A 21,459-nucleotide genomic window follows, 5' to 3' on the forward strand; every position below is an offset into this window, starting at 1 on the left:
TCAGGCGACCGGCGGGCGACACACGATCGCGCTGACCTCTCCGCCGAACTCCACCTCGCCGGCGTCTGCGGGCAGGACGACGGTGTCACCGCGGACGAGGGCCATGGCGCCCTCTGACCAGCGCATCTCGCCGGTCCCGCCGGTGACCACGACGATCCCGAACCCCGGTGGCAGGTGCGCACCGCGCGACACGCGGTCGGCGCGGAAGAACTGGTTCGCGGCCGGCGGGAGCACCGCCCCGTCCGCGGCGGCACGTCGACGGACGAGTGCGGTCGTCAGGTCCTCGCCGGAGGTGCCCCGCAGATCGACCGCGCGCAGGGCGGTGTCGAAGCCGATCCCCAGGTGGCCCTCAGACGGGCCGTCGATGTCGAATCCGACCCACTCGAGCAGGATCGACAGGTCTTCGGGCTCCTGGACCTCCACGATGAAGCACCCCTCGCCGATGGCGTGAGGCGTCCCGGCGGGGACCAGCACCGCATCCCCCTCCGAGACCTCGATGGCGTACATCGCGGCGAGCATGGCGTCGACATCCTGGTCATCGACCCACCGGCGCAGCTCGACCTCGTCGATGTCGAACCGCCACCCCAGGTGGACGGTGCCGCCCCGGAGGAACACCCACGCTTCGGTCTTGCCGTGGGCGACGCCGAGGTGACGTGAGGCGAAGTCGGCGTCGGGATGCACGTGCACCGGGAGGCGCTGTCCCGCGTCGAGGAGCTTGGTCAACAGCTTGGTGTCCGCTCCCCACGCCTCCACGTGCGCCCGACCGAGCCACGCCTCCGGGTGCCGGCGCACCTGGTCACGGAGGAGCTCACCGGTCGGGAGCCGAGACAGGCCCAGGCTTTCCTCACCGTGCAGGGTGGTCACCGACGCCACCCAGTCCTCGGGAACATGGCTCCCGTGGGCCCCGCCCGAGCGGAACTCCGAGATGCGGGGCCCGCCGCGGTAGAAGCGGTCCGCGGGCTGGTTGGGGGAGAGCTTGACCGGGTGGATCATCGTCGACCTCCGGAGGTGTGATGGTTGAGGGTGGTCGGGAGGGCGACCCTGCGCGGGGGAGCGTCGGGGTCCTCGAGACGAGAAAGCAGGAGTTCGACGGCGGTCCGCCCCAGATCCCTCGGATCGAACTCCGCGGCGATCACGTCGACGGGCAGGGCGTCGGCCAGGGGGAACTCGTCGAAACACACGATGGCCGTGGTCAGGCCGGCCGCCACGACGGTCGACGCGACACCGAGGGCGATGCGGTTGTTGCCGCAGAGGACCGCATCGGGCCGGTGTCCCCTGGAGAGGAGGTCTCCCATGACGGCGGCGGCGTCGTCGATGGTGTGCGCCCCGATCATCTCCTGGCCGGGGGCCACGTCGAGGCCGTGACGGCGCAGGGCGGCGTGGGCTGCCTCCCTCCGCAACCACATGGTGCGGAGCTGGAAGCTGTCCACGATGAGCGCGAAGTCGCGAAACCCGGCGGAGATCGCGGTGTCCACCAGGCGGGTCATGCCTCCGTCGTTGTCCAGTGAGACGTGGTCGAACGGCAGGTCCGGCCAATCGGTGTCGACTGTGACGAAGGGGACGAATCTGCTCTGCTCGGTCCCCGTCGGGACGTGGTCGACATCGGCCGGCGTGACGATCATTCCCGACGGCCGGCGGTCGAGCAGGCGGTCGAGAAGGAGTTGCTCGTGGCCGACCCGCCCCTCGGAGCTGGCCGCGAGGACGACGAGGTGGCGCTCGTCCGCGGCGGCCATCGCGCCGGCCGCGATGGCCGCGTAGAAGGGGTTGGTGATGTCGCGGATGATCAGGCCGATGGTGCTGGACACCCCACCTCGCAGGTCGGCGGCGGAACCGTTGCGCTGGTAGCCCAGACGCGCGCACGCGGCCCTGACCCGCGACGCCATCGCGGCGTCCACGCTGTCGACGCCGTTGACCACCCGGGATGCGGTCTTGAGACTGACCCCTGCCGCGTGCGCCACGTCCTTGAGGGTGGGCCGCCGGGCCGCCGGAACACTCACCGGATGAACCCGGGGGGACCGATCGTGCCGGTGCGCACGTACTCGGCCGTGACACGTCCGGCGCCGAGGGCGGCCTCGCGGAGTGGCAGGCGCGCCAGGAGGCCGTCGATGAGAGCCGCCTTGAGGACGTCCCCGGAGCCCGTCGTGGTGACGGGCGAGGCGATGTGGGGTGCCTCGACGAGGAAGCGGTGCTCCTGTCGGGGTTCGTCCGGGGTCAGGGGTCCGGGGGCGGCGGGCGTGCCGTGGGACGCGACCGCGAAGCCCAGGCTGCCGCCGGAGACGACCGCGACGGACGGTCCGTAGCCGAGCATCCTGTCCGCGAGGCCCAGGAGGTCCTCGGGTCGAGCAGGGGCGGGCACGCCGAGCGCAGAGACGAGGTCGTCCGAACTGCCGGCCAACAGGTCGCAAGCAGGACCCACGCGCCCGAGCCAGGCGTCCCAGTCGACCTCGGACGCAGGCGCATCCGGTGCCACCCCGGCGAGGTCCACCGATGTCCCCACACCGTCACGACGGATCTCGGTCAGGCGGTCCGCGAGAGCGCTGCCCTCGTTCGCCCACAGCCCGGGCAGCAGCGGCGGGTATCCCAGGTGCACGACTCGGGCGCCGTGATCGGCCGTGACGTCGGCGGCGGTGAACTCGGCATTGGCGCCCTCGTAGTGCCAGAAGGACCGATCCCGACCCTCGGCCTCGATGACCAGGGTGTAGGAGGACGCCGTCCCGATCGTCCTGAGGTCGAGGCGGGTCCACGTCTCCCGCTGCAGGAGGCGCTTCGTGATCCCGCCCACCTCGTCATCACCCGTCAGGCCCCCCAGGGAGACGTCGTGACCCAGGGCCGTCAAGGCTCTTCCGGTGTTGCAGGCCGAGCCGCCCAGCCGAAAGGCCAAGGGCCCGACGGCGAAGAGACGACCCGGGTCGATGGCCGGAGGGCCGGGCCAGTGCGGGATCAGGTCGACGCACACGTGACCGGTGACGCGGACCTCGCCCATGATGACCTCGCTGCCTCGAAACGGAGTGACTCGAAGCCTAGACAACGTTGTCTCGTCACGGCTAGGTTTGGGCGATCTCGCACGTGAGTCTTTCCCCGGGGTTGCCCCGAGGCCGAGCTCTCCTATCCGCAGAAGGGAACAACGATGTCTCCCAAGACGAAGTCCACCGCCCGCTTTCTGATCACGGGTGCCGTCGTCGGTTCAGTGCTCCTGGCGGGATGCAGTACCGGGGACGAGGGTGACCCCGGCACCAATGCGGCCTCCGGCGGAAGCAAGGAGGTCAAGAAGATCGGCGTGATGTTGCAAGACATCTCCAACCCCTTCTTCGCCGCCATGCAGAAGAGCATCCAGGACAAGGGGCAGGCCGACGGCGTCGAGGTCAATGTGCAGGACGGCCGTCAGGACATCGGCACGCAGAACGACCAGGTCGACACGTTCATCCAGCAGCAGGTCGACATGATCATCGTCAACGCTGTCGACAGCAAGGGCATCGGTTCGGCTGTCGCGCGCGCCAAGGCCGCCGGTGTCACCGTCGTCGCGGTCGACGTGGACGCCGAGGGCGCCGATGCGGCTGTCACGACGGACAACGTGGCCGCCGGCCGACAGAGCTGCGAGGCGCTGGTGAAGGCCATCGGGGGCAAGGGCAACATCCTCATCCTGGAAGGCACGCCGACCTCGGCGCCACAGGATCGCGTCAAGGGCTGTGAAGAGGTGCTCAGCCAGAACTCGGGCGTCTCCGTCGTGGGGCGGCAGGCGGGCAAGAACGACCGCGCGTCCGGACTTCAGCTGACCACAGACCTCCTCACCGCCAACAAGACCGTCAACGGGATCTTCGCCATCAACGACCCCGAGGGCCTCGGTGCGGACCTCGCCGTCCAGCAGGCCGGGCGCAGCGGCATCAAGATCGTGGGTGTGGACGGATCTCCGGAGGCGGTGAAGGCGCTGGAGGACCCGAAGTCCAACTTCTTCGCCACCCCGGCGCAGGACCCGGCGGGCATGGTCGTCAAGGCCTACGAGGTCGGCAAGCAGATCCGCTCCGGCCAGCCCCCGCCGAGCGGGTGACCCTCATGCAGCCGACGCTCGTCGACAAGGACAACGTGGGTGACTACAAGGGCTGGTGAGAACGGCCCTGATCGGAGGCGATGATGGTCACCGACGTCGACGCGCCTGACGAGAAGGGCGCGCACCTTCTGGAAATCTCGGGCGTCTCCAAACATTTCGGGGCGACCCGGGCGCTCACCGATGTGCATTTCGATCTGCGGCGCGGTGAAGCCCACGCGCTCATGGGAGAGAACGGCGCAGGCAAGTCCACATTGATGAAGATCCTCTCGGGCAATTATCAACCCGATACGGGGAGATCCTCATCGACGGGACCCCGGCTCACATGACGGATCCGCGTACCGCCATGCAGGCCGGCGTCGCCATCATCCATCAGGAATTGAACACGGTTCCCTACATGACGGTCGCCGAGAACTTGGCGATCGGACATGAGCCCAGTCGCGGATTCGGAATCCTCGACCGCAAGACGATGCTCGCCGACGCCGCGGAGAAGCTGGCACGTGTGGGTTCGGACATCGACCCGAGGACGCCGATCGGTCGTCTCAGTGTCGGCCGGCAGCAGATGGTGGAGATCGCCCGGGCCGTGGCGGAGGACGCCAAGATCCTCGTCCTGGACGAGCCGACCGCGTCGCTGTCCAAGACGGAGTCGGAGGCGCTGTTCGGCCTCATCCACACGATGCGCGAGCGGGGATGGGGCTCATCTACATCTCCCACCGCATGGAGGAGGTGTGGGAACTGGCCGACCGGGTGACCGTCCTGCGGGACGGTCAGCACGTCGGGACCCGGTCGATGTCGGACGGGACCAAGCCGTCGGACATCGTCCGCATGATGGTGGGTCGCGACGTGGACGACCTCTACGGCAGTCATCGTCGTGAGGCCGGCGAGGTCCGCCTCCGCGTGGAGGACGCTACCGGGGACGAGGCATCCGGCGTCGGTCCGGTGTCCTTCGACGTGCGCGCCGGGGAGGTCGTCGCCATGGTCGGCCTCATCGGGGCCGGGCGCACCGAGGTCGCCCGCATCCTCTACGGCGCCGACCCCTGCACGGGTGGGAGCATCTCTCTCGACGGGAAGCCGGTCACGGTCAAACATCCCGCCGACGCCATGAAGCAGGGCATCGGCCTGCTGCCGGAGAGCCGCAAGGACCAGGCACTGTTCCTCGACATGAGCGTGAAGGACAACATCACCGTCTCCACGCTGTCCCGCTACAGCAAGGTGGGCATCCTCGGCCGGGGCAAGCTCACCGAGGCCGTGCGGGAGATCATGAAGAAGCTCAACGTGCGCGCGCGGTCTCCCGAACTGGAGTCCCGGGCGCTGTCGGGCGGCAACCAGCAGAAGCTCGTCCTCGGGCGACTGCTGCTGCAGGCTCCGAGCCTGTTGATCCTCGACGAGCCCACGCGTGGCGTCGACATCGGGGCGAAGAGCGAGATCTACCGCATCGTCGACGACATCGCGGCCGAGGGGACGGCGGTCCTGGTCATCTCCTCTGAACTGCCCGAGGCCATGGGCATCGCCGATCGCCTCCTCGTCATGCGCAAGGGGCAGGTCGTCGCGGACGTCGCGGCGGCCGACGCCACCGAAGAAGTACTCATGGAGCACGCAACCGGCGTGTACTCGTCACCGTCGATGGGGAACTGACCATGTCCACGAATGTCGCAACCGTAGACAAGGCTGCATCGAAGCAGGACCGCAAGGATCTCGCCTACTGGTGGGACCGTGTGGGGATCCTTCTGGTGCTCCTCGTCCTCATCGCCCTCATGGCGCTGGTGGCCCCCAACTTCCTCACCGTGGCCAACGGCTTCAACGTCGCTCGGGCCGTGTCCATCAACGCGATCCTGGCCGCGGGCATGACTCTCGTCATCCTCACCGGGGGCATCGACCTGTCCGTCGGCTCCATCGTGGCGGTCAGCGGCGTGGGCGGTGTGTTGTTGGCGATCGCCGGTGTGCCGGCGGTCCTGGCCGTGCTCGGCGGCATCGCCCTCGGCGCCCTCGCCGGTCTGCTCAACGGTCTGCTCGTCGCGTGGCTGGCCCTGCCGGCGTTCATCGTGACTCTCGGCTCCATGACCTATCTGCGCGGCGCCGCCTACTCACTGACCGACGGACAACCCGTGGTCGCGAGCGGTCTCAACTACCGCGGCCTGGGCAACGGGTCCATCGCGGCCATCCCCACCCCGGTGGTCACGATGATCGTCGTCTACGCGCTGTGCTGGTTCCTCCTCGAGCGCACGACCTTCGGGCGGCACGTGTACGCGGTCGGCGGCAACCCCGAGGCCGCGCGACTCGGCGGCATCAACGTCCGCAGTGTCCTGCTCCGCGTCTATGTGCTGGCCGGGGCGGCAGCGGGCCTCGCCGGGGTCATCTTCTCGGCACGGGTCCTGTCGGCCCAGCCCACAGCCGGACAGGCCTACGAACTGGATGCCATCGCCGCAGTCGTCCTCGGTGGCACGGCCCTGGCCGGGGGCGTGGACGGATCCTCGGCACCCTCATCGGCGCCCTGATCATCGGGGTCCTGTCCAACGGGCTCGTCCTCATGAATGTGCCGTTCTTCTACCAGCTCATCGTCAAGGGCGTTGTCATCGTCCTGGCGATCGCACTGGACAGCCTCAAGAACTGGAGACGCGGAGGCTGATCCGACTCGTGCGGACGTGCCCGACGGCCGCCTCGGGCGCGCCCGGGCACCGTCGAGTCGGTCCGGCCAGGCCCGCCCGCAGGATCGGAGGAGGAGATCCATGGCTCTCGTCGCAGGGGTCGACAGTTCCACCCAGTCGTGCAAGGTGGTCGTCCGGGACGCCGACAGCGGTGACCTCGTGCGTACCGGCTCGGCACCCCACCCCGACGGGACCGAGGCCGATCCGCGGGCCTGGTGGTCCGCCCTCGGTCGAGCCGTGGAGGCGGCCGGTGGCCTGCACGACGTGTCTGCGCTGTCCGTCGCCGCCCAGCAGCACGGGATGATCTGCCTCGACGAGCGGGGAGAGGTCATCCGGTCCGCCCTGTTGTGGAACGACACGCGCTCGGCCGAAGCCGCCGAGGACCTCGTCCGTGAGGTGGGTGAGGGCGACGAGGACGAGGGCCGGCGCCGATGGGCCACCCGGACCGGCTCGGTGCCCCTCGCCTCGTTCACCGTGACGAAGCTGCGGTGGCTGGCCACCCATGAGCCCGAGAATGCGGCGAGGGTCGCGGCGATCGCTCTTCCGCACGACTGGCTGACGTGGCGCCTTCGTGGTTCGGGTCGACTGGAGGACCTCGTCACCGACCGCTCTGACGCGTCGGGCACGGGGTACTGGGACACCACCGCCGGCGAGTACCGGCGGGATCTTCTCGCCCTGGCGCTGCTGCGGGACGACGTGGACGACATCGTGCTCCCACGGGTGGCCGAGCCGTTCGAGACGGTGGGTCTCACGGCGGAGGGGGTGGCGCTCGGCCCGGGGTGCGGCGACAACGCGGGCGCGGCGCTGGGGCTGGGGTTGAAGCCGGGTCAGGCCTCGATGTCCCTCGGGACCTCGGGGGTCGTCGCGGCCGTGTCGCAGGTTCCCACCGGTGACGCCTCGGGCATCGTCGCGGGATTCGCCGACGCGACCGGCCGCTATCTGCCACTGGCCTGCACGCTCAACGCCAGTCGGGTGCTGGAGGCCATGCGGCAGGTCCTCGCGGTCGACTTCGAAGAGTTCGATCGCCTGGCGCTGTCGTCGGTGCCGGGGGCGCAGGGTCTGGTTCACATTCCGTACCTTGAGGGCGAGCGGACCCCCAACCTTCCGCGGGCGACCGGCTCGTTGCACGGCATGACCCTGGCGTCGATGTCGCGAGAGCACCTGGCGCGTGCCGCCGTCGAGGGGCTGCTCTGCCACGTGGCCGAGTGTCTCGACGGGATCGTCCGTCATGGCGTCCCCGTGGAGGAGGTCGTCCTCATCGGTGGCGCCGCGCGTTCGGAGGCCGTCCGAGAGCTCGCCCCCGGCCTTCTCGGTCGCCCGGTGGTGATCGCCCCGAGCCGGGAGTTCGTGGCGGACGGCGCCGCCGCGCAGGCGGCCTCCGTGCTGCTCGGCCACGACGGGCCCACCGTCTGGGGCCTCGACGGCGCGGCGCACACGTCCGCCCCGCCGCAACCCGCGGTGCGCGAGACGTATCGGCGGTATGCGGCCGAGGTCGCCGCCAACGAGTCGACTCGGCGGGGCTCAGAACCTCCGAGGACGCTCTGAGGTCGCGTCCCTGGTGGATACGCCGCTGCCGAGCCGCCCCGGCGCCATGTACCCCTGAGCCGACGACACGCCCGCCGTCACCGGCCGGAGCGTGCACATGGTCACTCGAGCCGCTGTGCGCGGGTGTGTCTTCGGCTGTGGTGCGCACAGCCGGCGGGACGTGTCGCGCGAAGGTCGTGGGCGGTCGGGGCGGGCAGGGCCTCGTCCCCGCCGATTAGGGTGACCCGCATGCGCACCACGCTCCGCGACATCGCACGGCTGTATGCCGAGGGCCGCCGGTTCACCATGGTCACGGCGTACGACTACACGAGTGCGCGCATCGCCGAGCGTGCCGGGCTGCCGCTGCTGCTCGTCGGCGACTCCCTGGGCATGGTGGTGCAGGGACAGGACTCCACCCTGCCGGTGACGGTCGACGACATCGTCTACCACGCCCGTGCCGTGGTGCGGGGGTGTCGGACGCCTCTCGTGGTCGGTGACCTGCCCTTCCTCACCTACGCCACCGAGGCCGACGCCGTGTCCGCCGCGCGGCGGGTCATGGCCGAAGGTGGTTGCGGCTCGGTCAAACTCGAAGGCGGGCGGGAGATCGCACCCATCGTCCGCAGGCTGGTGCACTCCGGCGTCCCCGTGATGGGGCACCTCGGGTTCACGCCCCAGTCCCAGCACCAGATCGGCGTGCGCGTCCAGGGCCGGGACGCGGCCGCGGCCCGCGACCTCGTCCTCGACGCCCTCGCCCTGCAGGAGGCCGGGGCGTGGGGGATCGTCCTCGAACTCGTGCCCGCACCCCTGGCCCGGGAGGTCACGGCCCGCCTGTCGATCCCCACCATCGGCATCGGCGCCGGCCCGCACTGCTCCGGCGAGGTGCAGGTGTGGCACGACGTGCTCGGCCTCTTCGACGACCACGTCCCACGGCACACCCGCCGCTACGCCGCACTCGCCGATGCCGCGACCGACGCCCTCACCGCGCTCGCCGCCGACGTCGAAGGCGGCACGTTCCCCGCGGCGCCGAACAGCGCGACGATGGACGAGACGGTGCTCGCCGACGCCCTGCGCGAGGTCGACGAGGAGACCGCCCGATGAAGGTCGTCACCACCCGGGAGGACCTGCGAGCCGCCCGGACGGGGCTGGACGACCTCGGCTTCGTCCCCACCATGGGATACCTGCACGACGGGCACCTCGGCCTCGTCCGCCGCGCGCGGCGCGAGTGCGCGGGCGTGGCTGCGTCGATCTTCGTCAACCCCACCCAGTTCGGGCCGGGGGAGGACCTCACGAGCTACCCTCGCGACCTCGACCGCGACCTGTCGCTGCTGGAGGACTCCGGCGTCGACCTCGTGTGGACCCCGCGCGTCGAGGACGTCTACCCGAGCGGGTTCGCCACGAACGTGCAGATCACGGGTGTCACCGAGGTCCTCGAGGGCGCGCGTCGGCCCGGACACTTCGGGGGAGTCGCGACCGTCGTCACCATCCTCCTGGCGCTCATGCGGCCACGACAGCTGTTCGTCGGGCAGAAGGACCTTCAGCAGTCGGTGGTCCTGCGCCGGTTGGTCGCCGACCTGGGCCTGGCCGAGGAGGTCGTCGTCTGCCCCACCGGACGCGAGAGCGACGGCCTCGCGATGAGCAGCCGCAACATCTACCTCGACGACGCACACCGGCAGGCCGCGCGCGTCCTCTCCACCGCCCTGCGGGCCGCCCGCGCCGCCTACGCCTCGGGGCAGCGCGACGCCGCGACGCTGCGAGGCACGATGGAGGCGATCCTCGCCGCCGAGCCCCTGGCGGACGTCGACTACGTCAGCCTCGCCGACCCCGACACCCTCGTCGAACTCGAGGGCCCGATCACCCGGGCGGCCGCGAGTCTCGCCGTGCGGGTAGGCCGCCCGCGCCTCATCGACAACACCCTCCTGCACGAGGACGACCCCGGCCTCGGGTGAGGGCGGGGTCGTCGGGCGCGCGGCCCGAGGGTCGAGCAGGTCGAGTGTCAGCGACGCTCGGCGGTCGCGCCGACACGATCGGAGTCGCGGGTCTCGACGGTGCGGTCGGCGTCCTTGGCGTCGACGGAGTCGCCACGGCGACCGGTGAGGGCGTGGTCGACGCTGTAGCGGCCGGGGCCGACGAGCGCGAACGTCATCGCGGCGAGGGCGATGACCGCCACGAGCTCCCAGCCACCGTCACTGGCGAAGATGCCGTTGCCGATGTGCACGAACACGGCGGCGCCGATCATGACGAACGTGACGAGGATGCCGACGATCGGCGTGAGCGCCCCGAGGATCAGCAGGATGCCGCCGACGAGCTCGATGAGCCCCGCCGCCCAGGCGGAGACGGCCGGCAGGGGCACGCCCATGCCCTCGAAGGCCGTGGCCGTGGCGTCCATGCCGTTCATGAAGAACTTCTGGTAGCCGTGCGCGGCCACGACGAAGCCGAGGAGTGCGCGGGCGATGAGCAGTCCGATGTCGCGTGCAGGAGTCAGGGGACGCATGCGGTTCCTTTCGGTGATGAGTCATCGATCTCCTCCACCGTACCAACTCCTGCCGCGCGCACCGGAACTCAGTTCGGCGTCGGCGTGGGTGACCTCCTAGTCGGACAGGTCCTTCGCCTTGGTCTCGGGCAGGGTGAAGACCACGAGCGCCGAGATGATCGCCAACGTCATGGCGTACACCGGGAACGCGTACCGGAAGTCGATGTCGGTGCCCATCCACGTCTGGACGTAGGGCGCCGTCCCGCCGAACAGGGCGATGCAGATGGCGTAGGGAACACCGAAGGCCGTGGCGCGCACCGCGGTCGGGAACATCTCGGCGTACACCGCCGGCGCGATCGCGAGGAACGCTCCGAGCACGACGCACATGACGCTGATGGCCAGCGCGAGCTGCCAGACGTGGGTCTGCACCAGCGACAGCATCGGGATGTAGAGCACAGCGGAGCCGATCATGGCGAACAGCATCAGCGGCTTGCGCCCGATGCGGTCGGACAGCATGCCCCAGAACGGGAGGCTGACGATGAGCGCCGTGTTGCCGATGATCGAGGCCCAGAACGCGTCCTGCGGGGCGAATCCCAGCGTCTTGGTCGCGTACGGCGTCATGGCCACCGACCACACGTAGTACGTCACGGTCAGACCGGCCGTCATCCCGATGACCTGGACGGCGGCGCGGCGGTTCTGCCAGACGCCGACGAGCAGGTTCTCCTTCGGCAGACCCTCGGTCTCCTTCTCCTCCTCGAACACCTCGGACTCCTCCATGCGGGTCCGGATCCACAGCGCGAAGATGCCGAACACGGCGCCGAGCAGGAACGGCACGCGCCATCCCCAGCTGTCCATCGCCTCCTGCGACAGGGTCGCGTTGAGGCCGAGCCCGAGGAACATGCCCAGCAGCAGACCGATGGTGCCGCTGACGTAGATGGCGCTCGCCCAGAACCCGCGCTTCTCCCGCGGTGCCTGCTCGGAGAGGTAGGTTTGCGCCGAGGGGAGCTCACCACCGTGGGCGAGTCCCTGGATGAGGCGCGCGATGAGCAGGATGAGGGAGGCCCACGCGCCGATCTGCGCGTACGGCGGGCAGATCGCGATCATGAGGGAGCCGACCGACGCGCAGATCACCGCGACCATGAGGGAGTGCTTGCGGCCGATGCGGTCGGCCAGCCAGCCGAACACGTACCCGCCGAAGGGCCGGGCGACGAACCCGACCGCGAAGATCGCGAGCGTGCTGAGCAGCGCCGAGGTGGGGTCGGCCTTGGAGAACATCTGCGCGGAGATGTAGATGGCGAACGTCGCGTAGACGTTCCAGTCGTACCACTCGAGCGCGTTGCCGATGCCGGTGCCGGTGATCGAGGTGCGGCGCCGTCGTGCGTCGTCGGCATGGGTGGTGCCGGCGGTGGTGCGCCCGCTGGTCGCGGGCTCCGGGGTGGTCGGTGTCGACATGGGAGAACCGATCTGTGAGGAGGAGGGGGATCAGTCGCCGTCGGCGGCGAGCGCGGCCAGGCGTCGGGTGGCGAGTTCGACGAACAGGGCGACACCGTCGTCGATGACGGCGTCGTCGAAAGTCGCGTACGCGGAGTGGTTGAAGGGTGCGGTGTCGTGATCGACACCCACCGGCACCGCGGACAACCCGATGAACGAGCCGGGGACCTCGGCCAGGACGCGGGAGAAGTCCTCGGCCCCGCCGAGCGGCTGCGTCCAGCGGGAATGACGCTCCTCGCCGAACAGCTCCTCGACGACACCGCGGACGAACTCCGTCTCGGCGTCGTCGTTGATCGTCGAGGGGTACTGCCGCTGGAAGTCGATCTCGACCTCGACGCCGTGCGTCGCCGCCACGCCATCGAGGACGCGCGGGACGAGTTCGAACAGCCGCTCCTGCGCCTCCGGGGAGAAGGAGCGCACCGTGGCGTCGAACTCGCCGAACTCGGGAATGACGTTGCACGTCGACCCGGCGTGGATCGAACCCACCGTGATGACCGCCGGGTCGAACACGTCGAACCGCCGCGCGATGAGCACCTGCAACTGCGTCACCATCTCGCACAACGCCGGAACCGGGTCCTTGGCGCGGTACGGAGTGCTGCCATGGCCGCCCTTGCCGACGACCTTGACCTGCAGACGGTCGGAGGCGGCCATCATCGGGCCCGGCTTGGTGCTGAAGCAGCCGCCAGGGTCGAGGGCGGACCACACGTGGATCGCATAGGCCGCATCGGCTCGGCGCCCGGCCGCGTCGAGGACTCCCTCGGCGACCATGTGTGAGGCCCCGTCGTAGCCCTCCTCGCCCGGCTGGAACATGAAGACGACGTCGCCCGCCAGCTCCGCCCGCCGCTCACAGAGCCGCCGCGCGGCCCCGACGAGCATCGTCATGTGCAGGTCGTGGCCGCAGGCGTGCATCGTGCCCGTGGTGGAGGCGAACTCCACGCCCGTCTCCTCGGTGACGGGGAGCCCGTCCATGTCGGCCCGCAGGAGCACGACCGGAGCATCCGTCTCGGGGCGGCGGCCACCGCGCAGGACGGCGGTGATGGAGGTCAGCGACTCCCCGGTGGTGATCTCCAGCGGGAGGCCCTTCAGGGCTCGCAGCAGCGTGGTCTGCGTGCGGGGGAGGTGCAATCCCACCTCGGGGTCGCGGTGGAGGGTGTGCCGCAGGTCGACGAGGTCGGTGTCCGTGCTCATCCCAGGTCCTTTCGGGCGTTTCGGGAATACGGGGTGTGCGGCTCCGTCGAGCGCGACCGACAGGGGCGGTCGGCGGAGGCGACACGCGGGCGCCGCCACCTTACGCACAGCCCGCGGGGAGTCCACGGCAGCCGGAGGCGTGGATAGAGTCGCTTCACCCGGCGCAGCGTGGCCCCGGGCCCGGATCGGAGGAGGATCGAGATGGTCGACGACACGCTCGTCAAGGCGCTGCTCGCGGAGTCGGAGATGCCGACGCAGTGGTACAACATCGTTCCCGACCTGCCGGAGCCTCCGCCGCCTCACCTGCACCCCGGCACGCGCGGGCCGCTCACGGTCAACGACATGGCCCCGATCTTCGCCCGGGCGCTCTGCGAGCAGGAGTTCTCCACCGAGCGGTACGTCGACATCCCCGAGGCCGTCGCCGAGGTCTACCGCATCTGGCGCCCCTCGCCGCTGTTCCGCGCGCGGCGGCTGGAGAAGGCGCTGTCGACCAGCGCGCGCATCTACTACAAGTACGAGGGCACCAGCCCCATCGGCAGCCACAAGGCCAACAGCTCCGTGCCGCAGGCGTACTACAACTCGGTCGAGGGGGTCTCGCGGCTCACGACGGAGACGGGCGCGGGCCAGTGGGGCAGCGCGCTGGCGTTCGCCTGCCAGGTGTTCGGGATGGGGTGCGAGATCTGGCAGGTGCGCGCCTCCTACGAGGGCAAGCCGTACCGGCGGATGCTCATGGAGACCTTCGGCGGCACGGTCCACCCCAGCCCGTCGGACCTCACCGAGTCGGGCCGGGCGGTGCTCGCGGCCCACCCGGACACGCCGGGCAGTCTGGGCATGGCCGTCAGCGAGGCGATCGAGGCGGCGGCGGGCAGCGGCGGTGCCGCCAAGTACGCGCTCGGAAGCGTGCTCAACCACGTCGTGCTGCACCAGAGCGTCATCGGCGAGGAGGTGCTGCGCCAGCTCCCGATGTTCGGCGAGGAGCAGGCCGACGTCGTGTACGGATGCGCCGGGGGCGGGTCCAATCTCGCGGGTCTGAGTTTTCCGCTGCTGCGCGAGAAGCTGGCCGGCCACGCCGACACCCGGTTCGTGGCCGTCGAGCCGGCGGCGTGCCCCTCGCTCACCCAGGGGCGGTACGAGTACGACCACGGCGACGTCGCGGGCCTCACCCCGCTGCTGAAGATGTACACGCTCGGGCAGGACTTCGTCCCCGACCCCATCCACGCCGGTGGCCTGCGCTACCACGGCATGTCGCCGCTGCTCTCGCACACGGTGAACCTCGGCCTGGTGGAGGCCGCCGCCGTCGGTCAGCAGGAGGCGTTCGAGGCGGGTGTGCTCTTCGCCCGCGCCGAGGGGCTGGTGCCTGCGCCGGAGTCGTGCCACGCGGTCGCCGCGGCCGTTGCGGATGCCCGCTCGCGCACGAGGCCGGAGGACTCGGTGGCCATGGTCATCGGCCTGTCCGGACACGGCCAACTCGACCTGCCCGCCTACCAGACGTACCTCTCCGGCGACCTGGCGGACACGGTGCGCCTCTGAGAGGCCTCAGGCGACCACCGGGCAGGCGGCTCGGTGGTCGCCTGAGATGGAGGCGTCGAGGGTCGGGTCGTTCCGGCTGCACGACGGTTCGGCGATGGGGCAGCGGGGGTGGAAGCGGCAGCCCGGGGGATGGCCGCGGCGTCCGGGGCCTCGCCCGTGAGGATCGTCGGGGTGATCCTCGCCCGCGGGTCCGGCTGTGGGATCACCGACATCAGCGCCTGCGTGTAGGGGTGACGCGGGTTTCTGGTGACCGCGGCCGCCGGTCCCTCCTCGACGATGCGGCCCAGGTACATCACGGCGATCCGGTCGGCGTAGTGGGCGGCCGTGGCGAGGTCGTGCGTGATCATGACGACCCCGAGCCCCTGCTCGCACAGCGACGCGAGCAGACCGAGGATCCCCGCGCGCACCGACACGTCGAGCATCGAGACCGGCTCGTCGGCGATGAGCAGCCGCGGACGGATCACCAGCGCCGCGGCGATGGCCACCCGCTGCCGCTGACCACCCGACAACTCGTGCGGGTACCGGCCCAGATAGGTCTCCGGCGGGGTGAGCCCGACCGTCTCCAACGCCTCGGTGATCCGCCGCGTCCGCTCCTCACGGCTCACCCCGCGTTCGTGCACGAGCAACGGCTCGAGCAGGGTGTCGCGCACGGTGAAGCGCGGGTCGAGCGACTCGTAGGGGTCCTGGTAGACCATCTGCATCGCGCGGCGCACCGGACGCAGCGACCGCTGGGACAGGGCGGTGATGTCCCGACCCTCCAGGACGATCCGCCCGCTGGTGGGATCGACCATCCGCAGGATCGTCTGCACCGTACTCGTCTTGCCGCACCCGGATTCGCCGACCACTGCGAGGATCTCCCCGGGCGCGACCGTGAGCGACACGCCGTCGACGGCGCGCACCTCACGGCCTCCCTGGAACAGACCGCGCGGGGAGTAGGTCGTGACGAGGTCGGTCACCTCGAGCAGAGCCTCAGACATGGTGGGCCTTCCTCGCGGGCCGGTCGACTCCCGCGCCGGGACGGTGGCATTCGGCCAGGCGGTCACTGCCCGGCCTGACCAGCGGCGGTGGCTCGGTCCGGCACACCTCGGCGGCCGAGTCGCAGCGTGGGGCGAACGCACAACCGGTCCGCTCCTCGTTCAACGGCGGCGGCGAGCCAGGGATCGACGCCACCGCATGCTCCGAGAGCACGTCGGGCGTCGCGTCGAACAGCATCCGCGTGTAGGGGTGGGCGGGGGAGTGGTACAGGTCGGCGATCGGCCCCGACTCGACGATCCGCCCCGCGTACATGACGGCCGCGCGGTCGCACAGCTGGGAGACGACCGGCAGGTCGTGCGTGACGAGCAGCAGAGCGAGGCCGAGTTCGCTGGAGAGTCGGTCCAGCAGCGTGAGGATTTGGGCCTGGACCATGGTGTCGAGCGCGGTGGTCGGCTCGTCGGCGATGAGCACCTGGGGGTCGCAGGCCAACGCCATCGCCAGCATCGCCCGCTGCCGCATCCCGCCCGAGAACTCGTGCGGGTACCGGCGCCCGGCAGACGGCGCGATCCCCACGAGTTCGAGCAGCTCCCGCGCCCGGCGCACGGCCGCCCGGGGATCGCGCAGGCCGTGCACGACCATCGGCTCGGCGATCTGGTCCTCGACGCGCACCACCGGATTGAACGCGTTCATCGCGCTCTGGAACACCAGCGACAGCCCGGTCCAGCGGTGCTTGCGGGCGTTGATCTCGTCGGGGACCAGCAGGTCCACTCCGTCGAAGATCACCCGGCCCGACACCGTCGCGGTCGGCGGCACCAGCGCCATCACGGCGTTGAGCACGGTCGTCTTGCCGCAGCCGGACTCACCCACGAGCCCGAGCCGCTGCCCGGCCTCCAGCGTGAGGTCGAGATCGCGGACCGCGTGCATCTGCCGGCCGTCGGGCGCCTGGTACCAGACGTTCAGGCCCGAAACGTCGAGGACGGCCATGTCAACGCACCTCCTGGGTGGACTGCAGTGCTCTCGGCTGCGACGCGGGCATCGACCTGTCCAGGTCCTCCTGCGCGGACTGCCGCCGGATGGAGGCGAGCCGGAACGAGCGCGGCGTGAGGTGGGAGATCTTCAGACGCGGGTTGAGGGCGTCCTCGACCGCCTGACCGATGAGCGAGCAGGCCGTCACGACGAACGCGATGCACAACCCGGCGGGGATGATCGCCCACCACGCGCCGGCCGACACTGCGGTGCGCACGAACCCGAGCTCGATGATCTTGCCCCAGGTGATGGCGTCGGGATCGCCCAGCCCGAGGAACGCGAGGGCCGCCTCGAGGAAGATGGCCGACGCGATCGCGAGGGTCATGTTGGCCATGAGCAGCGGTGAGATCTGCGGGAGCACGTGCCGGCCGATGATGCGCAGATGCCCCGCGCCGATGGAGCGGGCCCGCCGCACGTAGGCGCGTTCCTTGAGGCTGCGCACCTCCGCCCGCACCAGCCGCGCGGTCGTGGTCCAGATGAGCAGACCGATGACGAAGATCGTGTTCTGCACCTCGGCGCCCCACACGGCCGAGACGATGATCGCGAGCGGCAGTAGCGGGATGACCATGAAGTAGTCGGTGATGCGCATGAGGACGGAGTCCAGCCATCCCCCGAAGTAGCCCGCGAGGATGCCGATGCCGCCGCCGACGATCATCGAGACCAGCGCCGCCGCGAACCCCACGAGCAGCGAGGTCCGACCTCCCTGCAGGAGAGGGACAGCATGTCGATGCCGCCGTCGTCCAGGCCGAGCGGGTGGGCCAGGGAGGGCGGCCCGTAGACCTCGCCGACCCGTTCGTCCAGCGGGTAGGGGCTGAGCAGCGGACCGATGAGCGAGGCGAGGACGAACAGGGCCAGCACGACGACGCCGACGAGGGCCTCGGGGCTGTCCTTGAGGATCGTCCACAGTCGTCCGCGTGGCCGGCCGGAGGTCGGCGCGGCCGCAGGGGCCTTCGGTCGGGTGGCCGGAGTGGCGGGTGAGGTGTTCATGCGCGGATCCTCGGATCGAGCTTGAAGTAGAGGAGGTCGGTGAGCAGGTTGCACAGGACCACCGACACGGCGAGCACGAGGAACGCGCCCTGCAGCATCGGGTAGTCCCGCTGGACCACGGCGTAGTACGTCGCGTAACCGATGCCCGGCCAGCTGAAGACCGTCTCCAGCAGGATGGCGCCGCCGACGAGCGTGGCCAGGGACAGCCCGATGAGCGTGACCGTCGGCAGCAGGGCGTTGCGGAAGGCGTGTCGACGCAGGACCCGGCTCGGCCGCAGTCCCTTGGCGCGGGCGGTGAGCACGTAGTCCTCGCCGAGGCTCTCGAGCATCGCCGAGCGCACGACGAGGGTGTACTGGCCGTAGAGGATGAGCGCCATGGTGATCGTCGGCAGGATCATGTGCGCCAGCACGTCACCGACGCGGGTGGGCAGCGGCGCGTCGGCGAGGAAGGGATCGGACATCCCGTGGGTGGGCAGCACGCCCGAGAACCACAGCAGGAGCACGAGGGCGAGCCACTGGGCGGGGACGGAGTAGAAGAAGATCGCCATCGCGGTGGTGAGGGAGCCCTTGAGCGTCCCGCGCCACCACGCCGCCGCCACGCCGGTGACGACGCCGAGCAGGATGCCGAGGAGGGTGCCGGCGAACACCAGGAGCAGGCTGTTGCCCAGCATCTCCATGAGGTTGTCCCACACCGGTCGTTTGTCGACGAAGGAGATCCCCATGTTCCCCTGGACGAGCTCGCGCAGATAGGCGAGGTATTGCTCGCCGAGCGGCCGTTCCAGGCCGAACTCCTCGGTGAGGGCGTCCACGAGTTCCGGCGACGCGTTGGGCACGCGCGCCAGATTGTGGACGGCGTCACCCGGAAGCACCCGGAAGAGCACGAAATTGAGCGTGATGGCCACGAAGATCGTGGCGACGGCGAAGGTCACGCGCTTGGCGATGTAGCTCCACATATGTCTCCCACCTCTCCCGCGCGCCGCCTCACCGGCGGTGCACGGACTCCAGGGACTGGGTCGACCGGTTGTTGAAGAACCCCTGGGTCGAGGGGATCAGGCCCTCCCACTCACGCGACCAGGCGTCGATCCGCTGGTCGTAGGTGAGGACGATGTAGGGGCGGTCGAGGAGTTCTCGGTTCTTCGGCTTGTCGGGGTTGGAATTGATGATGAGATCGCGCAGCGCCAAGGCAGGTTCACCGTGCGTCTCGACGTTCGCCGACTCCAACGCCTTCAACCCGGTCGGAGGCACCCCGTAGGCCGCGTCCAGATCGCCGGAGGCCAGCGCCGTGATCATCGCGTCGGGCGCCCGGAACGTCTGCAACCCGAACTGCTGGATGGAGGGTTTGTCGCCGTACCAATGGGGGTTCGCCGTGAAGATCGCGGTCTCGCCCTGGCGGTACCGGCTGAGCACGAACGGGCCGCCGCCGACCATCGCCTCCCCACCCTCGGGCGTGTTGTCGAAGGTCTTCAGGGCCGACCCGTCACCGCCGGCGTACTTCTCCCAGACCTGCGGCGGGAGCAGCGGCGTGGTCGCGACGTCGTACAGCGACAGCGCGCTGCGCTCCGTGAACCGCAGCACGAGGGTCCGTGCGTCGGGTGCGGTGACCGACTCGATGGTCGAGCCCACCGACCATCCGGCGGCGGCCGTCTCGTGGAACTCGCGGAACACGTTGAGCGACCACGCTGCGTCCGTCGCGTCCAGCGGCTCGCCGTCTGACCACCGGGCGCCCTCGCGGATGGTGAACCTCAGCGAGAGTCCGTCGTCGGCGAGCTTCCACGACTCCGCCAGGCTCGGCCGGTAGGGCAGGTCGGGCTTGGACGTGTCGTACTGCAGGAGTGAGGGATACATGTGCATCCAGGCCGAGTAGCCTTCCTCGTTGATGCCGACGAAGGGGTTCATCGAGTCGATCCCGCTCGTGGTGCCGATGCGGAAGACCTCGCCGCGGGCGGGGGCGGCCGAGGTGCCACACCCCGCGAGCACGAGTCCGAGACCGGCCAGGGCGGCCACACCACGCCGCGCGCGCCTCATGAGCTCTCTCCTGTCGTCGCGGTCTGCCGGTCCAGGACGAGGCGGATCAGGCTGCGCACGCCGTGGCCGGTGGCTCCGGGCTCGAGTCCGTCGGTCTCCTCGTCGAGGAAGGCCGTGCCGCCGGTGTCGAGATGGGCCCAGGGGCGGCCGCCGACGAACTCGCTGAGGAACAGAGCCGCGGTGATCGCGCCCGGTCCCTCGCCGATCTCCTCGTTGCGCAGATCGGCCACCGGGGAGGCGATGAGCTCGCGGTAGGGCTCCCACAGCGGCAGTTGCCAGTACGGATCGCCGACGGCCACGCCCGCACGCCGGATGTCGGCCACGAGCGCGTCGTCGTTGCCGATCACCGAGGTGATCTGGATGCCCACGGCCCTGATCGTCGAGTAGGTCAGCGTCGCCACGTCGAGGATCGCCGAGGGCGCCCGCTCGGCGGCGTAGGACAGGACGTCCGACATCACGAGCCGGCCCTCGCAGTCGGTGTTGACGACCTCGGTGGTCAGGCCGCCCCGGTGACGGATGACGTCCCCGGGGCGCAGCGCGTGCGGGCCGGGGAGGTTCTCGGCCAGGGGGTCAGGGCGATGACGTGGACGTGGGGCGGCGCGAGCTGCGCCAACGCCCGGACGGCGGCGAGGACGGTCGCGGCGCCGGCCATGTCGGACTTCATCTCGGCCATCGCGCTCGCCCGCTTGAGGGAGAGGCCGCCGGAGTCGAAGGTGACGCCCTTGCCCACGAGGACGATCGGCGGGGTGTCGCCGGCCTCGGCGCCGCGGTAGGTCACCTCGACCAGGCGAGGCGGGTTGGGCGACCCCGCGCCGACCGTGACCAGGCCCGCGAACCTCTCGGCGGCGAGCCACGCCTCGTCGAGGACCCGCACGCTCGTGCCCTCCTGCACGATCTCCCGGACGACCTCGCCCGCGAGCATGACCGGGGTGAGGTCGCGGGCCGGGGCGTTCGTCAGGTCCCGGCACCACTGCACGTTCGCCTCGACCACCTGGGCCACGGCCAGGTCGTGATCGACGTCGCCGCGCCCCGTGTCAGGTCCCGCGTCGTGGAGGACGCGGAGTTCGGCCGGGGCGACGGCGGCGCCGGCGCGGTAGCGGGAGTAGCGGTAGCGCGCCTCGCTGAACCCGGCGACGAACCCGCGCAGGGCGTGCGCGCCGTCGGGTGTGCCGAGGCCGGTCACGGCGATGTCGGTGGCGCCGCGGTGACCGGCGCCGATCCGGCGTCCGGCGCGGCGCGCGGTCTCGTGGGTCGGGGAGTCGAGCACGACGACCTCGAGGACCCGCGCCCGGAACGCCGAGTCCGACGTGCCGGGAACGGTGAGCATCTCGCCTTCCTCGAGCTCCCGCAGGTGCGGCTCGTACGGCGCCAGCCAGGCCGGCAGATCAGTCGCTGTGGCCGGCCTCGCCACCACGGCGACGAGGACGTCGGCGTGGGCACGCGTGGCTGTGGTCGCCTCCCGGTGCAGGATGACCGGGTCGGGGATCTGGATGGACGTCATCGTCACGTCGAGCCCTCCGTCGGAGTCGAGGTGGGCTCAACCCTAGGGAGTCGGT

Annotated in this window: 19 protein-coding genes and 2 pseudogenes; 8 read left to right on the top strand and 13 right to left on the bottom strand. The window is 70.4% G+C overall.

What is annotated here, in order from left to right; translation table 11 throughout:
* Genes QQK49_RS02090 through QQK49_RS02100 form a run of 3 tightly spaced genes read right to left on the bottom strand, consistent with a single transcriptional unit; the run spans position 1 to position 2,983 of the window.
* The gene (locus tag QQK49_RS02090) at positions 1-993 is read right to left on the bottom strand and encodes a class I mannose-6-phosphate isomerase (RefSeq protein ID WP_284302450.1); all 993 of its coding nucleotides are present in this window, start codon (positions 991-993) and stop codon (positions 1-3) included.
* A complete protein-coding gene (locus tag QQK49_RS02095) occupies positions 990-1,997 on the bottom strand; it encodes a LacI family DNA-binding transcriptional regulator (RefSeq protein ID WP_284302451.1) in 1,008 nt (335 codons plus the stop codon). The genes QQK49_RS02090 and QQK49_RS02095 overlap by 4 nt, the downstream gene beginning before the upstream one ends.
* On the bottom strand, positions 1,994-2,983 hold the full coding sequence (locus QQK49_RS02100) for a carbohydrate kinase family protein (protein WP_284302452.1): 990 nt from the start codon (positions 2,981-2,983) through the stop codon (positions 1,994-1,996). The genes QQK49_RS02095 and QQK49_RS02100 overlap by 4 nt, the downstream gene beginning before the upstream one ends.
* A 144-nt stretch (positions 2,984-3,127) precedes the next feature.
* Here QQK49_RS02100 and QQK49_RS02105 point away from each other — a divergent pair, with 144 nt between their 5' ends.
* The 7 genes and pseudogenes from QQK49_RS02105 to panC all read left to right on the top strand — a co-directional run bounded on the left by QQK49_RS02105 (position 3,128) and on the right by panC (position 10,157).
* Positions 3,128-4,045 (top strand): substrate-binding domain-containing protein, encoded by a 918-nt coding sequence (locus tag QQK49_RS02105; RefSeq protein WP_284302454.1) that lies wholly within the window; start codon positions 3,128-3,130, stop codon positions 4,043-4,045.
* Between the two features lie 221 nt (positions 4,046-4,266).
* Positions 4,267-4,793, top strand: a pseudogene (locus QQK49_RS02110) (ATP-binding cassette domain-containing protein).
* A complete protein-coding gene (locus QQK49_RS02115) occupies positions 4,733-5,677 on the top strand; it encodes a sugar ABC transporter ATP-binding protein (protein WP_284302455.1) in 945 nt (314 codons plus the stop codon). The pseudogene QQK49_RS02110 and the gene QQK49_RS02115 overlap by 61 nt, the downstream one beginning before the upstream one ends.
* 2 nt (positions 5,678-5,679) lie before the next feature.
* Complete coding sequence (locus QQK49_RS02120) at positions 5,680-6,537, top strand: ABC transporter permease subunit (protein ID WP_284302456.1); 858 nt, start codon at positions 5,680-5,682, stop codon at positions 6,535-6,537.
* A 231-nt stretch (positions 6,538-6,768) separates the two neighbouring features.
* The gene (locus tag QQK49_RS02125; RefSeq protein WP_284302457.1) at positions 6,769-8,232 is read left to right on the top strand and encodes a xylulokinase; all 1,464 of its coding nucleotides are present in this window, start codon (positions 6,769-6,771) and stop codon (positions 8,230-8,232) included.
* Positions 8,233-8,460: 228 nt separating this feature from the next.
* Positions 8,461-9,309: a 3-methyl-2-oxobutanoate hydroxymethyltransferase gene (panB, locus tag QQK49_RS02130; protein WP_284302460.1), complete on the top strand. Its 849-nt coding sequence runs from the start codon at positions 8,461-8,463 to the stop codon at positions 9,307-9,309.
* Positions 9,306-10,157, top strand: coding sequence for a pantoate--beta-alanine ligase (gene panC / locus QQK49_RS02135; protein WP_284302461.1), 852 nt, complete (start codon positions 9,306-9,308; stop codon positions 10,155-10,157). The genes panB and panC overlap by 4 nt, the downstream gene beginning before the upstream one ends.
* A gap of 47 nt (positions 10,158-10,204) precedes the next feature.
* Here panC and QQK49_RS02140 read toward each other — a convergent pair whose 3' ends face one another.
* The 3 genes from QQK49_RS02140 to QQK49_RS02150 form a co-directional block, all read right to left on the bottom strand.
* Complete coding sequence (locus tag QQK49_RS02140) at positions 10,205-10,702, bottom strand: DoxX family protein (RefSeq protein WP_284302462.1); 498 nt, start codon at positions 10,700-10,702, stop codon at positions 10,205-10,207.
* Positions 10,703-10,798: 96 nt separating this feature from the next.
* Positions 10,799-12,133 (bottom strand): MFS transporter, encoded by a 1,335-nt coding sequence (locus tag QQK49_RS02145; protein ID WP_284302463.1) that lies wholly within the window; start codon positions 12,131-12,133, stop codon positions 10,799-10,801.
* A gap of 30 nt (positions 12,134-12,163) precedes the next feature.
* Positions 12,164-13,360, bottom strand: a complete 1,197-nt coding sequence (locus tag QQK49_RS02150) for a M20 metallopeptidase family protein (protein WP_284302464.1) — start codon at positions 13,358-13,360, stop codon at positions 12,164-12,166.
* Between the two features lie 201 nt (positions 13,361-13,561).
* On the opposite strand from QQK49_RS02150, the gene QQK49_RS02155 reads away from it, so the two are divergent.
* Positions 13,562-14,890, top strand: a complete 1,329-nt coding sequence (locus tag QQK49_RS02155) for a TrpB-like pyridoxal phosphate-dependent enzyme (RefSeq protein WP_284302465.1) — start codon at positions 13,562-13,564, stop codon at positions 14,888-14,890.
* Here QQK49_RS02155 and QQK49_RS02160 read toward each other — a convergent pair.
* From QQK49_RS02160 to QQK49_RS02195, 7 genes and pseudogenes are all read right to left on the bottom strand, one after another.
* The gene (locus QQK49_RS02160) at positions 14,842-15,867 is read right to left on the bottom strand and encodes an oligopeptide/dipeptide ABC transporter ATP-binding protein (RefSeq protein ID WP_284302466.1); all 1,026 of its coding nucleotides are present in this window, start codon (positions 15,865-15,867) and stop codon (positions 14,842-14,844) included. The genes QQK49_RS02155 and QQK49_RS02160 overlap by 49 nt on opposite strands.
* Positions 15,860-16,849, bottom strand: a complete 990-nt coding sequence (locus QQK49_RS02165; protein WP_284302467.1) for an ABC transporter ATP-binding protein — start codon at positions 16,847-16,849, stop codon at positions 15,860-15,862. The genes QQK49_RS02160 and QQK49_RS02165 overlap by 8 nt, the downstream gene beginning before the upstream one ends.
* Position 16,850: 1 nt before the next feature.
* Positions 16,851-17,573 carry an ABC transporter permease gene (locus tag QQK49_RS02170; protein ID WP_284302468.1) on the bottom strand — a complete coding sequence of 241 codons (723 nt, stop codon included), beginning with the start codon at positions 17,571-17,573 and terminating at the stop codon, positions 16,851-16,853.
* On the bottom strand, positions 17,543-17,878 hold the full coding sequence (locus QQK49_RS02175) for a hypothetical protein (RefSeq protein ID WP_284302469.1): 336 nt from the start codon (positions 17,876-17,878) through the stop codon (positions 17,543-17,545). Before QQK49_RS02175 ends, QQK49_RS02170 begins: the two co-directional genes overlap by 31 nt.
* Positions 17,875-18,831 (bottom strand): ABC transporter permease, encoded by a 957-nt coding sequence (locus tag QQK49_RS02180; RefSeq protein ID WP_284302470.1) that lies wholly within the window; start codon positions 18,829-18,831, stop codon positions 17,875-17,877. Before QQK49_RS02180 ends, QQK49_RS02175 begins: the two co-directional genes overlap by 4 nt.
* Before the next feature lie 28 nt (positions 18,832-18,859).
* The gene (locus QQK49_RS02185; protein ID WP_284302472.1) at positions 18,860-19,903 is read right to left on the bottom strand and encodes an ABC transporter substrate-binding protein; all 1,044 of its coding nucleotides are present in this window, start codon (positions 19,901-19,903) and stop codon (positions 18,860-18,862) included.
* Positions 19,900-21,404, bottom strand: a pseudogene (locus tag QQK49_RS02195) (leucyl aminopeptidase family protein). Before QQK49_RS02195 ends, QQK49_RS02185 begins: the two are co-directional and overlap by 4 nt.
* Positions 21,405-21,459: the final 55 nt, after the last annotated feature.

The sequence above is a fragment of the Mobilicoccus caccae genome (genome assembly GCF_030161635.1).
GTDB classification, from domain to species: Bacteria; Actinomycetota; Actinomycetes; order Actinomycetales; family Dermatophilaceae; genus Mobilicoccus; species Mobilicoccus caccae.

Coding starts and splice junctions, on each gene's coding strand:
- QQK49_RS02090 (WP_284302450.1), bottom strand. CDS start 993: ATGATCCACCCGGTCAAGCTCTCCCCCAACCAGCCCGCGGACCGCTTC.
- QQK49_RS02100 (WP_284302452.1), bottom strand. CDS start 2,983: ATGGGCGAGGTCCGCGTCACCGGTCACGTGTGCGTCGACCTGATCCCG.
- QQK49_RS02105 (WP_284302454.1), top strand. CDS start 3,128: ATGTCTCCCAAGACGAAGTCCACCGCCCGCTTTCTGATCACGGGTGCC.
- QQK49_RS02115 (WP_284302455.1), top strand. CDS start 4,733: ATGGGGCTCATCTACATCTCCCACCGCATGGAGGAGGTGTGGGAACTG.
- QQK49_RS02120 (WP_284302456.1), top strand. CDS start 5,680: ATGTCCACGAATGTCGCAACCGTAGACAAGGCTGCATCGAAGCAGGAC.
- QQK49_RS02125 (WP_284302457.1), top strand. CDS start 6,769: ATGGCTCTCGTCGCAGGGGTCGACAGTTCCACCCAGTCGTGCAAGGTG.
- panB (WP_284302460.1), top strand. CDS start 8,461: ATGCGCACCACGCTCCGCGACATCGCACGGCTGTATGCCGAGGGCCGC.
- panC (WP_284302461.1), top strand. CDS start 9,306: ATGAAGGTCGTCACCACCCGGGAGGACCTGCGAGCCGCCCGGACGGGG.
- QQK49_RS02140 (WP_284302462.1), bottom strand. CDS start 10,702: ATGCGTCCCCTGACTCCTGCACGCGACATCGGACTGCTCATCGCCCGC.
- QQK49_RS02145 (WP_284302463.1), bottom strand. CDS start 12,133: ATGTCGACACCGACCACCCCGGAGCCCGCGACCAGCGGGCGCACCACC.
- QQK49_RS02150 (WP_284302464.1), bottom strand. CDS start 13,360: ATGAGCACGGACACCGACCTCGTCGACCTGCGGCACACCCTCCACCGC.
- QQK49_RS02155 (WP_284302465.1), top strand. CDS start 13,562: ATGGTCGACGACACGCTCGTCAAGGCGCTGCTCGCGGAGTCGGAGATG.
- QQK49_RS02160 (WP_284302466.1), bottom strand. CDS start 15,867: ATGTCTGAGGCTCTGCTCGAGGTGACCGACCTCGTCACGACCTACTCC.
- QQK49_RS02165 (WP_284302467.1), bottom strand. CDS start 16,849: ATGGCCGTCCTCGACGTTTCGGGCCTGAACGTCTGGTACCAGGCGCCC.
- QQK49_RS02175 (WP_284302469.1), bottom strand. CDS start 17,878: ATGAACACCTCACCCGCCACTCCGGCCACCCGACCGAAGGCCCCTGCG.
- QQK49_RS02180 (WP_284302470.1), bottom strand. CDS start 18,831: ATGTGGAGCTACATCGCCAAGCGCGTGACCTTCGCCGTCGCCACGATC.
- QQK49_RS02185 (WP_284302472.1), bottom strand. CDS start 19,903: ATGAGGCGCGCGCGGCGTGGTGTGGCCGCCCTGGCCGGTCTCGGACTC.